The sequence below is a fragment of the Acinetobacter legionensis genome (assembly GCF_048551735.1).
Lineage (GTDB): Bacteria > Pseudomonadota > Gammaproteobacteria > Pseudomonadales > Moraxellaceae > Acinetobacter.
The window spans coordinates 142344-155971 of record NZ_JBIMBV010000005.1 but is presented as its reverse complement, the minus strand read 5'-3'; the positions used below and the strand labels follow the sequence as shown (position 1 = coordinate 155971).

Below are 13628 nucleotides of genomic sequence, written 5' to 3'. Positions count from 1 at the left end.
ACTTAATTAAGCCTTTAACCATTTATCAGCCTTAGCTTGATCTAATACAGTCAACTCAACCGTAGTCAAAGCAACTTCACCACCTTGCAACTCAAATTGTAAAAACTCATCACGGCGGAATGCATAAAGTGTAAATTGACCTTGATGTTTTGCATATTGGCTTAAAAGTTTTTCAGACGCTTTTAAACCATCAATCGCAATGATCACATCATTGGCAGATAAACCCGCTTTTGCGCCAACACCATCACGACGCGCTTGCTGAATGATGACACCCTCAGCTTTTTCAGCAACTTTCAAACCAAATGGAAGTGCTTTTTCATTTTGCAAGCCATAGCTCAAACCAAATTCAGGGAACAATTGATCCAGTGGTAATTCATCTGTGGTATTAATCAAATGATTAATCTGTTCGATCCAATTATCACCCGTCAGTTCATTACACAATTCAACAATCGTACGCTCATTGACTTGCATACCCTTTTGGGTATTTTCATACAAACGGCGCATTAATGCATCCAGACTAGAACCACGTAAACGTAGACCTAAATCTAAACTGAGTGCCACCAAACACCCCTTATTGTAATAACTGGTTCCAGCATTATTTGAGTTTTCATCCTGACGATAAAATTTAATCCAAGCATCAAAACTAGACTCTGAAACAGATTGAATAAAACGTCCTGGATTCTGTAGATAACGATCAATTTGCCCTTTTAGCAACTTTAAATAAGATGCTTGAGAAATCACACCACTGCGATACAGAATCAAATCATCATAATAAGAGGTGAAGCCTTCAAAAATCCATAGCAGTGAGGTATAGCCTTCCTGATCCAAGTCATAATTTACAAAATTTTCAGGACGGATAAATTTAACCAACCACGAGTGAAAATATTCATGGCTACACAACCCAAGGAAGCGTTGATAATCCGCTGAGGGCTCTACAGGTTCATTTGCTTTAGGAAGATCATCACGTGGCGAAATCAGACTGGTACTATTCGGATGCTCTAAACCACCATAACTATTGCCGGTTGCCATGGTCATAAAGGTATAGTTTTCAAAAGGTGCTGAACCAAACATTGAAATTTCTGTACTACAGATTTTTTCAAGATCTTGCTTCATACGCTCTGCATTGATTGTATGCTGACCAGAAATCACAAATTCATGTGGAATCCCACTCGCTTCAAAACTAAAACGAGTTTGTTCTGCCAATTCAAATGGTGCATCAATCAATTGTGCATAATTGTTGGCTTTTAAGGTGTAGCGCCCTTTCACCAAACTTCTTGACTCTAAACCTGTGGCAATTTGAAAATGCTTTAATTCTTCAGGTAAAAATACTTCAACTTCGATTGCTGACTCTTCTTGGTCTTGTAACCCTAGACAGACACAAGCAGGATTGACATATAAACGGGTTTGATCGACATACGCGCCACGTACCGAAAGATCATAGGCGTAAACATCATATTCAACAGTAATCAGTTCATGGTCTGTGTTATATAAACGCCATTTATTTTTTTCAAACTTATTAATTTGCAGCTGACGACCCGCTTCATCATAGGCTTTCACAGATTCGATATGTTTAGAAAATTCACGGATCAAATAGCTACCAGGAATCCATGTAGGAAGTGACAAAACTTGGGTAGGGTTCGCCAGAAAGCGCAATGTGACATGGATGAGGTGCTGACGGTAATCGTCAAATTCAATCTGATAATGCAACATAAATATATATTCGAAAATAGACAGTGAGAAATTACCAATTAGATTAGCATTTTTTTACAAAGTCAGGCGATTTTAGTCGCAATTGTCTACGATTCTGACTAGCGAAGAGTGCAAAAAAGGCATAGCATTCGCAAAGTTTATGCACTCTCGCCATAGGATTGGCTTAAAGGTAAATCTGTTGAAAATTCTTGCTTCTTTTATCGCAATAACGGGCTTGGTTTGCTCCACGTTTGTTAACGCCACTTTACTTAATATTAATCCGCAATCTGTTGAAGCTGAAGCTTGGACAATATTAGATACGCAATCAGGTCAAACCATTGCTGAATATAATAGTCATATACAGCGTGCGCCAGCATCCATGACCAAAATGATGGTCGCTTATATTGCGTTGAAAGAACTCAAAGCGGGTCATATCAAAAAAGAAGAGATTATTACTGCAACCCCTGTGGTTCAGATCGTGCAATGGGATGAATCCCAAATGTACCTAAAGCAAGGTGAGCAAATCTCAATCGACCAACTTCTTGCTGGATTGATTGTGATGTCTGCCAATGATGCAGCAGTAACACTGGCAGAACGTATCTCAGGTAGCGTACCTGCATTTGTTGCTCGTATGAATCAAGAAGCACAAGCATTGGGAATGAAGGATACTCATTTTGCCAACCCTCCCGGTATTACCATGCCTGATCATTTTTCGTCAGCTCATGATATGGCGATCTTAGGTCAAGCAGTGACATCACAAACCCCTGAATATATGCATTATTCAGTGATGCCAAGTTTTAGTTATAACCAACATTTTCATCATGCTACCAACCTTGTTTTAAAGTCTGATCCAAGTGTAGATGGTTTAAAAACAGGTTTTACCAAAGCAGCCGGCTATAACTTAGCACTGACAGCGCATCGTCCTTCTGCCATTACAGAGTCTCCTGATCGTCGTTTAATTGTGGTGGTGATGGGTGCAAAAAGTGCAATTAAACGCGCGGAAATTGCACATAAACTGTTAAACTTGGGCTATGCCTATACCCGTGATGAAGTCGCAATTAAAGACAAACAGCTGATTGCTGAGCTTCCTGTAGTTAAATCCACCTTGAAAATGTTTAAGGTTGAAGCAAAAAAACCTCAACTTATAACCACATCGTTATATAACGATGCGACACCAATTGATTTAGCGACTTTTGATGTTGTAAATAGCCGTATTATGAAAACTGAAGCAAATGGTCTATTGGCAACAGTTGAACCGCTTACAACAACTCAAACCCATTTGAATGTTGAACTCAATGAGACATCACTTACCGCACCTTTAGAAAAGATCATGCATTTGGCAAAAGTGAATGTTTATCAAAACAATCAACTGATTCAAAGTTTTGATATTGAAGATGAAGTGCATATCGAACAAGCCTCTTGGTTTGAACGCTTAATGGAATGGATCAAGTCAATTTTTGGAATTTAATTAAAACCAACCAATTTACTTAGATTTATTATATTTATGTAACCTGTAATACAAAAAAAACCTAAACAATTAAATAGAATGGCATATTTATGCCATTCTATTTTCATAACAACAATTTAGGTTTTCTATGTCAAATCTACATCATATCGTGATTGTTGGTGGTGGCGCTGGTGGTTTAGAACTGGTGACTCAACTCGGTGATACGCTTGGAAAGAGTAAAAAAGCCAAAATCACCCTTGTTGACCAAAAACTCACCCATATCTGGAAACCATTGCTGCATGAAATTGCGGCTGGCACCATGAACCCAAGTGATGAAGAAACCAATTATTATGCGCATGCAGCCAAACATCACTATGAATTTGTCTTGGGGCGTTTTGAACATTTAGATCGTGATAACAAAACCATCGAGCTCAGCAAAACCCAAACCAGTAAATATGAATCCAATCAAGAGAAAATCACACTGCATTATGATACCTTAATTCTGGCCGTCGGCTCAGTCTCCAATGACTTTAATACGCCCGGGGTTAAAGAATTTTGCCATTATCTCGACAGTCGCCAACAAGCGGAAGTCTTCCAGCAGGACTTACTGCACTTGTATTTAGATGCTCAAAATAAAAATATTGATCGTGAATTACACATTGCCGTGATTGGTGCAGGCGCAACAGGTGTTGAACTTTCAGCTGAGTTGGTTCAAGCCAAACAGAACTTTTATAAATATGGTTTAAATAAAATTAACCCAAACAATGTCAAAATTACTTTGGTTGAAGGCGCTGATCGTATTTTACCTGCACTTTCTGAAAAAATGGCAGAGCATGCCACACAGCAATTACAACGAATGAAAATAGATGTATTAACGGGCAAACGTGTTGAAAAAGTAGATGCTGAAAAAGTCTATTTTAGTGATGGCACATCTGTAGAAGCACAATTAAAAGTTTGGGCAGCAGGGATAAAAACCCCTAAAGTAATTGCCAATTTAGCAGGCTTTGAAAAAGATCGTATGGGGCGTTTAAACGTATACGCAACCTTACAGACTCAGGCTGATCCAAACATTTTTGCCTTTGGTGATTGCGCCCACTGTATCTTAGATGCAAGAGAAGCACCACTTGGTCCACGTGCACAAGTCGCAAGTCAACAAGCTTCGTTTCTTGTAGATGCAATGAATGCACGTATCAAAGGGCGACCACAGCCAATGTTCCAATTCGCAGACAAAGGCTCACTGGTATCACTTAGTGAAAATAAAGCGGTCGGTGAGCTACTTGGTCAGGTCAATGTTCAGGGCTTCGTGGCAAAATCGATGTATGTGTCTTTATATCGTATTCATCAAGCGACGATATATGGCTATGCTCATGCAGGCTTGTTAACGGCTAAAGATTTTGTTACACGAAAAATCGCGCCAAAAATAAAATTGCATTGAAATTTAAATTTTTGCCCATATTTATGAAAAAATGGTCAAAATACAGATGAAAATGCAATTTTTTAGTAATTTTAGTCTACAAAAATTGCTTTTCACTTTATGATGTAGCCTTAAAATTATCGATTACCCAATGGATCAATAACATGACTGCTATTGCAAATAACAACGTGGTTTCTTTCCACTATACGCTGACTAACGCTGAGGGTGAAACTCTCGATAAATCACAAGGTGAACCACTTGCATATTTACATGGCGCAGGTAACATCATTCCGGGTTTAGAAAAAGCTTTAGAAGGTAAAACTGTAGGTGACAAATTTACAGTCACTATTCCAGCTGCTGAAGGTTATGGCGAATACAACCCTGACCTCGTTCAAGAAGTTCCTGCTCAAATGTTCCAAGGTGTTGAGAACATTGAAGCTGGTATGCAGTTCCAAGCTCAAACTGATGATGGTGTTCAAATCGTTACTGTTAAAGCAATCGAAGGCGACAACATCATCGTTGATGCTAACTTCCCATTAGCTGGCCAAGATCTTACTTTTGAAGTTGAAATTGCAGAAGTTCGTGATGCATCTCCAGAAGAATTAGAGCACGGTCATGTACACGGTGCAGGTGGTCATCACCACTAAGATCTGATTGATCTGATCGAAAAGGCAAAGTTTTTACTTTGCCTTTTTTATATGTATCCGTTTAAATTGATTAAAATCTAGTGCAATTGAGTCTATTCTGATAAATCCTATGCAAAAACAACTTCTTTGGTTCCGTCAAGACTTGCGTATACAAGATCATACTGCCCTATGGCATGCGGCACAAAGTGGCCCTGTGATTGCACTTGTGATTCTTTCACCTGAACAATGGCAGATGCATGACGATGCACCAATTAAGCTTGATTTCTATTTACGTCAAATTAAAGCCATCCAGCAAGAACTTGCTTCCATTCAAATTCCGCTAATTATTTGCAACATCCCCTTATGGGAAAACATTCCAACCGAGATCAATCAACTGTGCCAAAAACTGGAAATTGAAAATGTACATGCCAATATCGAGTGCGGTGTCAATGAGTTAAATCGAGATTTTCAAGTTCAAACACAACTGAATCAAAGTAAGCGTGATTTGATTTTATATCATGATCGCACGCTGTTCCCTGTGGGTTCAATTCGAAATAAATCCAATCAACCCTATCAAGTTTTTGGCCCATTTAAAAAATATTGCTATGAACAACTGAGTATTTCAATCCCGCAATGCTTCCCTATTCCTGAGACTCAAGCCTTAAATGATGCAATAGACGTAGGCAAGTTGAATAACAATAGCCTGCCAACTTTGGCCGAGCTTGGTTTTAAATTCGATCCGAATCAGATCAACAAGCAGTGGCAAATTGGCGAACAATATGCTTTGAATGTCTTGGATGAATTTATTGAAAACAAAGTCCGTCATTATCAACTCGAGCGTGATTTCCCCCAAATTGAAGCTACCAGCCAGCTTTCAGCCTATTTAAATATAGGCATCCTTTCAATTCGACAGTGTTTCAATGCCCTCTTTCGAGCACAATTTGGACATTTTTCTATTGATCATATTGGTCAACAAACATGGCTCGATGAGCTGCTTTGGCGTGAGTTTTATCAGCATATCCTGTTTGATTTCCCTCGTGTGTCAAAGCACTTGCCCTTTAAAATGCCAACACAGCAGCTACAATGGCGCAATGCTCCAAATGATTTAAGCGCTTGGCAAACTGGTCAGACAGGGATTCCTATCGTCGATGCAGGTATGCGCCAGTTACTTTACACAGGCTGGATGCATAATCGGATCCGCATGGTTGTCGCCATGTTTCTCACCAAGAACCTATTGATTGATTGGCGTTTAGGTGAGCAATGGTTTATGCAACACCTTATTGATGGGGATTTGGCTGCCAATAACGGAGGATGGCAATGGTGTGCATCCACAGGAACAGATTCCGTACCTTATTTCCGTATTTTTAACCCTATCAGCCAATCGCAGAAATTTGACGCACAAGGTGATTACATTCGAAAATGGGTTCCAGAACTTGCACATTTAGACGCAAAAACCATTCATGAACCTTATGCAAAAAATCCAAATATAGAGCTCAACTATCCAAAGCCAATTGTGGATTTAAAGCAAAGTCGTATTCGAGCAATTGAAGCTTTTAAGCAGATTTAAAGTCACACTTAAAAGCGTTCTCAATGGTTTGATTAAATCGCTTGCTGATACAATTTAAACGGGTTTTGAGGATGGTTTTTTGGGCGTTCAATCGATTCAAAATAGCAGTAATATTTAAAGATGCGATCCAAAGAAACATAAAGCACTTTTTGTTCTGAAACTGACCAAATTTGTGCGTGATTAGAACCTGATAAGGTACTTCCACTCAATTGGAACAGATAAAAATCTTGTGTACGTTGAACTGATTTTTGAGTAGCTTGCGTGTCTGAACTTGATGAAACCTGACTGGATGAATTTAATAATCGACATGGTGTATTAATCAGCCATTTTTCACTAAACCATAGTTGCAACAGATCACCCAAATACAGTTTTTTTTCAGTAAATGGCCAAACATCTAAATAGGCTTGTTCAACTTGGATAAAATATTGTTCAGAATCTTGCAAGATTGAAAGGTAGTTTTCTTGATGAAATGAGAAGTTTTCAAAAATTTGAGAAATAGTAAGCGTATTCATTCGCTGTCTCCTATTTAGCCATTTAGTGCTGGCAAGTTGGTTTTAAATCCACACTGTTTAAGTCAAACTTAAACACTCTTTATGGTTTTAATCTAACAAGACCGTTTCACTATTGCAACTGTAAGAATCAATTTTTTTAATTTATCGATAGATTGCTCAAATAAAAACCATACAGTGTACAAATGAAGAAAAGATGACAGGAAAGGCTTGACCCATAAAGATATATCCTTATAATCGCATTCAGATTCTCCAATAGCTCAGTCGGTAGAGCGACGGACTGTTAATCCGCAGGTCCCTGGTTCGAGCCCAGGTTGGAGAGCCAAATTCTAAAAGCCCACTTTCATAAGTGGGCTTTTTTTATTTCAGAACTCGACACCGGGTGTAACAAATAGACAAGTTTTATGTGCTACTTTCATTTCTAAAAACGACATATAGCCAACCTGTCAAAAAACCCATGCACAAGAATATAAGTTCTCTCAATTCGTATTTTCATTTAAATTATTTACAGAACAACCTTAAAGCCAATCAGCTTAGCCTCACGAATGAACAAATTCTACAACTTGATCAACTTTTTGCACCTGATCAGATACAGGATGAACGTTATCCAAATACAGGCTGGACAGGTATCGAAACTGCCTAAAGCAACAATTTCATCTGATTTTATTAAAGAGTACAACGAAATAGACCAAAGCAATGCTTTGGTCTATTTTTTAATTCAGCTTTTAATCAGATGATAGTTAAGCTGGCACACCACTATGAAAACGGAAGGTCTTATCAGGCGTTAAAATCAAATCCTTCTCTACTTCACGAATCAATTCGATACGTTGCTCAATATCCTCTTCTGGATCTTTTAATTTGGCAGTTTTAGCAACATCTAAAGCCAAAGCTAAATAGTCCTCATAGTGACGAGATTCAGATTTCAACAAGTAACGGTAATATCGACCCAGCTCGTCATCCACCAATGGTGCTAAAGCATAAAATCGTTCACAAGAACGTGCTTCAACAAACGCCCCAATCACCAAAATATCAATCAGAGCTTCTGGTTCATAAGTACGAATTTCCTTACGCAAACCACCTGCGTAGCGACCTGCACTCAGACCTTTCCATTCTTGACCACGCTTGCTCATAAACTCTAACACTTGTTCATAATGCAACATTTCTTCACGAACAAGTTGTGCTAATTTGATCTGCAAATCGGTAAAAAAACTGTAACGGAACATCAAGTTCATTGCTGTTCCCGCCGCTTTCTTTTCACAATTCGCATGATCTTGCATGAGCAATGGGAGATTGTTCAATGCCTCATCCAACCATGCCTTTGGCGTTTCACAGCCTAAAAAAGCAATCACAGGTTGCATGAGTTCATCATAATTCATATTCGACATGATCAATATTCAACAACGTAAATCAAAAATTAAATTAACCAGCTGCATGAAGTGCGGCCTTCATGTCCTTCACTGCTTGTTCCAAACCGACGAAAACACTTTCGGCGATAATCGAATGTCCAATATTGAGTTCATGAATCTGTGGAATTGCAGCAATTGCAGCCACATTGTCCAAATTCAAACCATGACCAGCATTGACGACCAAACCTTTAGATGCTGCGTACTTTGTACCTTTAATAATTCTTTCTAGTTCAATCTGTTGAGCTTCAGCATTTTTAGCGTCTGCATAAGCACCTGTATGCAATTCGATGGTTGGTGCACCACAAGCAATAGCAGCATCAATTTGCGCAAGATCAGCATCAATAAACAAAGATACATCACAACCAATCGCAGTTAATGCCTGAGTCGCGGCTTTCACATCTTCAAAATGTCCAAGCACATCTAAACCACCTTCTGTCGTGATTTCTTGACGTTTCTCTGGCACAAAACAAACATGATGTGGTTGAATCTCTTTTGCAAATGCAACCATTTCATCTGTTACAGCGATTTCCAAGTTCATTCTTGTGGTCAATACAGGTCGCATACGGCGCACATCATCATCTTGAATATGACGACGATCTTCACGTAAGTGTAAAGTGATCCCTTCCGCCCCTGCTTGTTCACAAATTAATGCAGCTTTCACAGGATCAGGATAAGTTGTTCCACGTGCTTGTCTGAGTGTCGCAACATGGTCAATGTTTACACCTAGCAATGCAGCCATAACATTCTCCTAATTCACCAATAAAATAAAATTAACGGCTCAAGGTTTTAGATTGAGCGTTTTGAACCCAAAGCTGACGACTTTTTAATGGTCGATCACCTAAAAGTGAAGTAATCATTTGTCGATAGAGTTTAGCCAATAATTGTAACTGTTCTGGGCTAAAATCCCTACCCTTTTCATAATTTGCCATACTTAGAATTTGTTGCCCCAGCAACGTCCCAGACGAAGTATATGACACTGGTGTAAAGCCTTCCGCCAATTGAAATTGATAACGTTGGGTCAGCATAATCTCTTGTTGATTTGAATCATGCTCATAATCCAGTGGATAACCCAATTCTTCTAACAGTGCATGTTCAAACTGGCGTAAAATTTGTCGGAGAAATAAATCTGCTTGTGGATGTTCAGCCAATTTTTGTAAATGCTGTAAGGTTAAATGGTATTGCTGAAATGTTTCAGACATCATTTCTTCAAGCGGACATAAACGAAGTAGCAGTTCATTTAAATAAAAGCCTGAAAAGAAAGCATCCCCATAAAAGAAAATCGGTTGATTGAGTATTTCGAGTTTTGAAAAGTTTTTAAGCTCGGATTTTCCCGACGCTTGTAAAGTAATCGGTTGATATTGGGGTGGTGGGGTTTGTCTAAGAATACCATCGACACGGCCATGCTCTTGTGTAAATAAGTGCACAATATGACTACGTTCTCTGTATTTTCGATGATGGATTAAATAACCATGCAAGATTTCATTACGCATCTAGCTTGAACTTAATCATCCTTTTCTTTTTTCTTATCATCGTCATCATCCCCGTCAGGGATAACAGCGCCTACAACCGCAGCTGTACCTTTAACCACGCCTTTTGTGGTTTTATACGCAACTTTGACGGGAACTGTCACAATTTTAGTGATACAGCCTTGTAACATGACTATGCAAGCAAGAATTGCTATAACTCGAATCATTTCAGTTCCCAAAAAGTCAATTAAATATCGCTGTAGCCTAAACTTTTTAAAGCACGTTCGTCATCAGACCAACCGCCTTTAACTTTCACCCAAAGTGTTAGCATGATTTTTTGCTCAAACATTTTTTCCATGTCAACACGAGCATCCATACCAATTTTCTTCAGCTTAGCACCTTTTTCACCGATCACGATGGCTTTTTGGCCAGGGCGATCAACAAAAATTGTGGCATCAATATAAGTACATGCTGCTTTAGGACGACCAGTTTTTTCATTCACTGTTGCTTCTTCTGTTTTAAATGATTCAATTTGAACCGTTAAATCATACGGAAGTTCTTCGCCCAACTGACGCATAATTTTCTCACGAATGATTTCACTGGCAAGAAAACGTTCTGAACGGTCAGTTAACTGTTCTAAAGAATACAATGGTGGCTGAAATGGCAGATACTTTTCAATCGCTTCACGCAAATGATCTAAGTTTGCACCACGTAAGGCAGAAACAGGAACAATTTCAGCAAAATTCATCAACTTCGCACGTTCTTGAATCAACGGTAAAATCATACGCTTATTTTCTAAAGTATCGATTTTGTTGATAATCAAAACGACTGGCATTTCTGCATTTTGTAGTTTCTCTAAAACTAAGTCATCATTTGGCGTCCATTTCTGGGCATCTAAAACAAATAGAACCAAATTGACATCGCGTAAGGCAGAATGTGCAGCTTTGTTCATCATTTTATTAATCGCACGCACTTCTTTCTTGTGCATCCCTGGTGTATCAACAAATACAGCCTGAGACTTTTCACGACTATCAATACCAATGATTTTATGGCGTGTCGTTTGTGGCTTACGTGAAGTAATTGACAACTTTTGACCCAATAAATGGTTCATCAATGTCGATTTACCCACATTTGGACGTCCTACAATTGCAACAAATCCACTTCGATAATCCGAAGGGATTTCTGTACCTTGCGAGCTAAAAAATTGATTAATTAACTCATTACCGTTTTCAGACGGCTCGTGATCAGCATCATTGTGATCGGAATGTGTACTCATGCAGTTTACTGCTCCAATATCTTTAAAAAATCCGCCGCGACTGCTTGTTCTGCAAAACGGCGACTTGATCCCTCACCCATCATTTTAGGCAAGCCATCTACTGTACATTCTACTTTAAAATGCTGGTTAGGTGCATCACCCTGAATATCTACGACCTCATAAACTGGGAGATGCTTTTTACGAGCTTGTAGATATTCTTGTAAACGTGATTTTGGATCTTTGAGTTGATCTGTCGGTTCGATATGGTCTAAATAGGGTTCATACCATTTTAAAACAATCGATTCCAATAAAGGCAAATCTCGTGTTTCGGTATAAATCGCGCCAATAATTGCTTCAACAGTATCCGCTAATATTGACTCACGATGATGACCGCCTGATTTCAATTCACCTGTACTTAAAATTAAACTTTGACTTAACTTTAAATCATTTGCAATTTTACCCAGTGCTTCTTGGCGTACCAAAGTTGCACGCATACGCGTCAAACGTCCTTCATTTTCATGAGGATATGCATGATATAAGTAATTTGCGATGATCATACCCAACAATGCATCACCTAAAAACTCTAGGCGCTCATAGTTATATTTATGACTCACCGAGCGATGAGTCAGTGCGAGTTGTAATAACTCGTATTGTTTAAACTGGTAACCGATTCTACTCTGTAAGCGAGGATCACTTACTTTCAACTGACCTTTGATCAAAACTCTTCTCGAAAGTGAGGACTAAATCTATATTCAGCATGAAATTTTTCCGTACTTCATATTTTTTAGTCACTTGTAAACCATCTTTAGTTGATACAGTCGCAATATCCTCAAATTTAGTATCTCGGATATTGTTCATTTCTAACCGTTTATCAACTTCTGTTGCAAATTTCATTGGCGTGATATCAGTAGAGCTTTTATTTATTTGCTCTACAATTTGATTGTTAATCACACGATCATCCCAGTATAAGGGCCATACAGCAACTATGATTTTCAACATAAAAGCTAAGGCAATTATCCCCAATAAAATTCCAATATATGAAGCGCCTTGTTGATTTTTACGCATTTTTTTATCCAACAGGTAAGAATGAATAATCTTTAATCGCAATTGAAAATAATCATATAATTGAGTCAAATACTGTGATGCAATTCAACTAATCATTTTCAATTGTTATAAATTTTTTATCCACTGCAACCCCTGGTGTGATAAAAAACTTTTCCGCGCTATTATCCTTGAAACTGCATCAAGTTGCTAGTTTAAATCATTTGTTCTATTTCATTTTTCTTATAAATCAAGGTAACTTGATAGCTTTAACAGATAAAAATAAAGGTCAACATAAATTGACCTTTATTTGATTTTGTAAATTGTAGTCGATTAGTTAATAGCACCATTGCGACTAAATGAAGGAATTTTAAAACCAGGTTCCTTATGCATCCATACATATATTGCATGACCCGTTAAATTTTCTTCAGGTACAAAGCCCCAAAAACGGCTGTCTGCACTTTGGTCACGGTTATCACCCATGGCAAAATATTGACCTTTTGGAACAGTGACTTCCCAGCTTTGACCATTGGATTTTACAAAGCGATCATTTGCTGTTGCTACATATGGTAGGTCTTGTTTCTTCTGTGCATAATTAAATGCTGAAACCAACGTGTTTTGGCCTTCCAACAGACGGACTAAATGCTTATGTGTACCCATCGTTTCATAATAGTAGATTGACTTAGGCGTATCTAAAATATCTTTTTCACGACTAAACTCAGTAGGTACTTGCTCAACATTTTTGCCATTGATTGTGAGTTGACCATTATTGAATTCAAGATGGTCACCTGGTAAACCAATAATACGCTTGATGTAGCTAATTTTAGGGTTTTCTGGATAACGGAAAACAGCAACATCACCACGTTGTGGCTCACCAATATCAATAATCTTCGTATTGGTAATCGGTAAACGTACCCCATACTGGAATTTGTTCACCAAAATATAATCACCCGTCTCTAAAGTGGGTACCATAGAATCAGAAGGAATATTAAACGGTTCAAATAAGAATGAACGCAATACCAAAACCACTGCTAGAACAGGCCAGAAATCATATGCCCATGAAATAATGACATTTTCATTCCCCTTACCTTTGGTTGCACGTTGTTTCAGTACAAACTTATCCAGTAACCATAGCCCAAAAAATATAAGCGTTGCAGGAACGAGAATTAAATTAAAATCAAAATCCATGAGCAATAAGACCTCTAGTT

15 protein-coding genes and 1 tRNA gene are annotated in these 13628 nt (G+C 38.3%); 6 read left to right on the top strand and 10 right to left on the bottom strand.

All coding sequences use genetic code 11. The annotated features are described in order from the left end of the window. Nucleotides 1–6: 6 nt before the first annotated feature. Nucleotides 7–1710: a M61 family metallopeptidase gene (locus tag ACG9ZL_RS06435; protein WP_419359463.1), complete on the bottom strand. Its 1704-nt coding sequence runs from the start codon at nucleotides 1708–1710 to the stop codon at nucleotides 7–9. A 178-nt stretch (nucleotides 1711–1888) separates the two neighbouring features. On the opposite strand from ACG9ZL_RS06435, the gene ACG9ZL_RS06430 reads away from it, so the two are divergent. The 4 genes from ACG9ZL_RS06430 (at nucleotide 1889) to ACG9ZL_RS06415 (ending at nucleotide 6743) form a co-directional block, all read left to right on the top strand. Next, nucleotides 1889–3157, top strand: coding sequence for a D-alanyl-D-alanine carboxypeptidase PBP6B (locus tag ACG9ZL_RS06430; protein ID WP_419359461.1), 1269 nt, complete (start codon nucleotides 1889–1891; stop codon nucleotides 3155–3157). A 127-nt stretch (nucleotides 3158–3284) separates the two neighbouring features. Then, a complete protein-coding gene (locus ACG9ZL_RS06425; RefSeq protein WP_336951721.1) occupies nucleotides 3285–4571 on the top strand; it encodes an NAD(P)/FAD-dependent oxidoreductase in 1287 nt (428 codons plus the stop codon). Nucleotides 4572–4714: 143 nt separating this feature from the next. Next, on the top strand, nucleotides 4715–5197 hold the full coding sequence (locus tag ACG9ZL_RS06420) for an FKBP-type peptidyl-prolyl cis-trans isomerase (RefSeq protein ID WP_004717066.1): 483 nt from the start codon (nucleotides 4715–4717) through the stop codon (nucleotides 5195–5197). Between the two features lie 109 nt (nucleotides 5198–5306). Further along, nucleotides 5307–6743, top strand: a complete 1437-nt coding sequence (locus ACG9ZL_RS06415) for a cryptochrome/photolyase family protein (protein ID WP_419359460.1) — start codon at nucleotides 5307–5309, stop codon at nucleotides 6741–6743. Nucleotides 6744–6775: 32 nt separating this feature from the next. On the opposite strand, the gene ACG9ZL_RS06410 is transcribed toward ACG9ZL_RS06415, so the two are convergent. After that, complete coding sequence (locus tag ACG9ZL_RS06410; protein WP_419359458.1) at nucleotides 6776–7255, bottom strand: hypothetical protein; 480 nt, start codon at nucleotides 7253–7255, stop codon at nucleotides 6776–6778. A gap of 246 nt (nucleotides 7256–7501) precedes the next feature. Here ACG9ZL_RS06410 and ACG9ZL_RS06405 point away from each other — a divergent pair. Next, nucleotides 7502–7577 (top strand) — tRNA-Asn (locus ACG9ZL_RS06405). 132 nt (nucleotides 7578–7709) lie between these two features. Next, nucleotides 7710–7895, top strand: a complete 186-nt coding sequence (locus tag ACG9ZL_RS06400) for a hypothetical protein (RefSeq protein WP_419359456.1) — start codon at nucleotides 7710–7712, stop codon at nucleotides 7893–7895. 97 nt (nucleotides 7896–7992) lie between these two features. On the opposite strand, the gene ACG9ZL_RS06395 is transcribed toward ACG9ZL_RS06400, so the two are convergent. From ACG9ZL_RS06395 to lepB, 8 genes are all read right to left on the bottom strand, one after another. Then, the gene (locus ACG9ZL_RS06395) at nucleotides 7993–8637 is read right to left on the bottom strand and encodes a MiaE family protein (RefSeq protein ID WP_336951728.1); all 645 of its coding nucleotides are present in this window, start codon (nucleotides 8635–8637) and stop codon (nucleotides 7993–7995) included. 34 nt (nucleotides 8638–8671) lie between these two features. Continuing rightward, complete coding sequence (gene pdxJ / locus ACG9ZL_RS06390) at nucleotides 8672–9397, bottom strand: pyridoxine 5'-phosphate synthase (RefSeq protein ID WP_419359455.1); 726 nt, start codon at nucleotides 9395–9397, stop codon at nucleotides 8672–8674. Between the two features lie 31 nt (nucleotides 9398–9428). Further along, nucleotides 9429–10148 carry a DNA repair protein RecO gene (recO, locus tag ACG9ZL_RS06385; RefSeq protein ID WP_336951731.1) on the bottom strand — a complete coding sequence of 240 codons (720 nt, stop codon included), beginning with the start codon at nucleotides 10146–10148 and terminating at the stop codon, nucleotides 9429–9431. Between the two features lie 11 nt (nucleotides 10149–10159). After that, nucleotides 10160–10351: an NF038104 family lipoprotein gene (locus tag ACG9ZL_RS06380; RefSeq protein WP_336951733.1), complete on the bottom strand. Its 192-nt coding sequence runs from the start codon at nucleotides 10349–10351 to the stop codon at nucleotides 10160–10162. A gap of 20 nt (nucleotides 10352–10371) precedes the next feature. Beyond that, the gene (gene era, locus ACG9ZL_RS06375) at nucleotides 10372–11400 is read right to left on the bottom strand and encodes a GTPase Era (RefSeq protein WP_004823128.1); all 1029 of its coding nucleotides are present in this window, start codon (nucleotides 11398–11400) and stop codon (nucleotides 10372–10374) included. A 5-nt stretch (nucleotides 11401–11405) separates the two neighbouring features. Beyond that, nucleotides 11406–12098: a ribonuclease III gene (gene rnc, locus ACG9ZL_RS06370; protein ID WP_004717088.1), complete on the bottom strand. Its 693-nt coding sequence runs from the start codon at nucleotides 12096–12098 to the stop codon at nucleotides 11406–11408. Beyond that, entirely contained in the window at nucleotides 12070–12444 is a 375-nt protein-coding gene (locus tag ACG9ZL_RS06365) for a DUF4845 domain-containing protein (protein WP_336951736.1), read from the bottom strand. The genes rnc and ACG9ZL_RS06365 overlap by 29 nt, the downstream gene beginning before the upstream one ends. Before the next feature lie 309 nt (nucleotides 12445–12753). Beyond that, a complete protein-coding gene (lepB, locus tag ACG9ZL_RS06360; protein WP_336951737.1) occupies nucleotides 12754–13608 on the bottom strand; it encodes a signal peptidase I in 855 nt (284 codons plus the stop codon). Nucleotides 13609–13628 lie beyond the last annotated feature (20 nt).

What these genes read in the sequence shown, in the direction of transcription:
- ACG9ZL_RS06435 (WP_419359463.1), bottom strand. Translation starts at nt 1,710, where the DNA reads ATGTTGCATTATCAGATTGAATTTGACGATTACCGTCAGCACCTCATC.
- ACG9ZL_RS06425 (WP_336951721.1), top strand. Translation starts at nt 3,285, where the DNA reads ATGTCAAATCTACATCATATCGTGATTGTTGGTGGTGGCGCTGGTGGT.
- ACG9ZL_RS06420 (WP_004717066.1), top strand. Translation starts at nt 4,715, where the DNA reads ATGACTGCTATTGCAAATAACAACGTGGTTTCTTTCCACTATACGCTG.
- ACG9ZL_RS06415 (WP_419359460.1), top strand. Translation starts at nt 5,307, where the DNA reads ATGCAAAAACAACTTCTTTGGTTCCGTCAAGACTTGCGTATACAAGAT.
- ACG9ZL_RS06410 (WP_419359458.1), bottom strand. Translation starts at nt 7,255, where the DNA reads ATGAATACGCTTACTATTTCTCAAATTTTTGAAAACTTCTCATTTCAT.
- ACG9ZL_RS06400 (WP_419359456.1), top strand. Translation starts at nt 7,710, where the DNA reads ATGCACAAGAATATAAGTTCTCTCAATTCGTATTTTCATTTAAATTAT.
- ACG9ZL_RS06395 (WP_336951728.1), bottom strand. Translation starts at nt 8,637, where the DNA reads ATGTCGAATATGAATTATGATGAACTCATGCAACCTGTGATTGCTTTT.
- pdxJ (WP_419359455.1), bottom strand. Translation starts at nt 9,397, where the DNA reads ATGGCTGCATTGCTAGGTGTAAACATTGACCATGTTGCGACACTCAGA.
- recO (WP_336951731.1), bottom strand. Translation starts at nt 10,148, where the DNA reads ATGCGTAATGAAATCTTGCATGGTTATTTAATCCATCATCGAAAATAC.
- ACG9ZL_RS06380 (WP_336951733.1), bottom strand. Translation starts at nt 10,351, where the DNA reads ATGATTCGAGTTATAGCAATTCTTGCTTGCATAGTCATGTTACAAGGC.
- era (WP_004823128.1), bottom strand. Translation starts at nt 11,400, where the DNA reads ATGAGTACACATTCCGATCACAATGATGCTGATCACGAGCCGTCTGAA.
- ACG9ZL_RS06365 (WP_336951736.1), bottom strand. Translation starts at nt 12,444, where the DNA reads ATGCGTAAAAATCAACAAGGCGCTTCATATATTGGAATTTTATTGGGG.
- lepB (WP_336951737.1), bottom strand. Translation starts at nt 13,608, where the DNA reads ATGGATTTTGATTTTAATTTAATTCTCGTTCCTGCAACGCTTATATTT.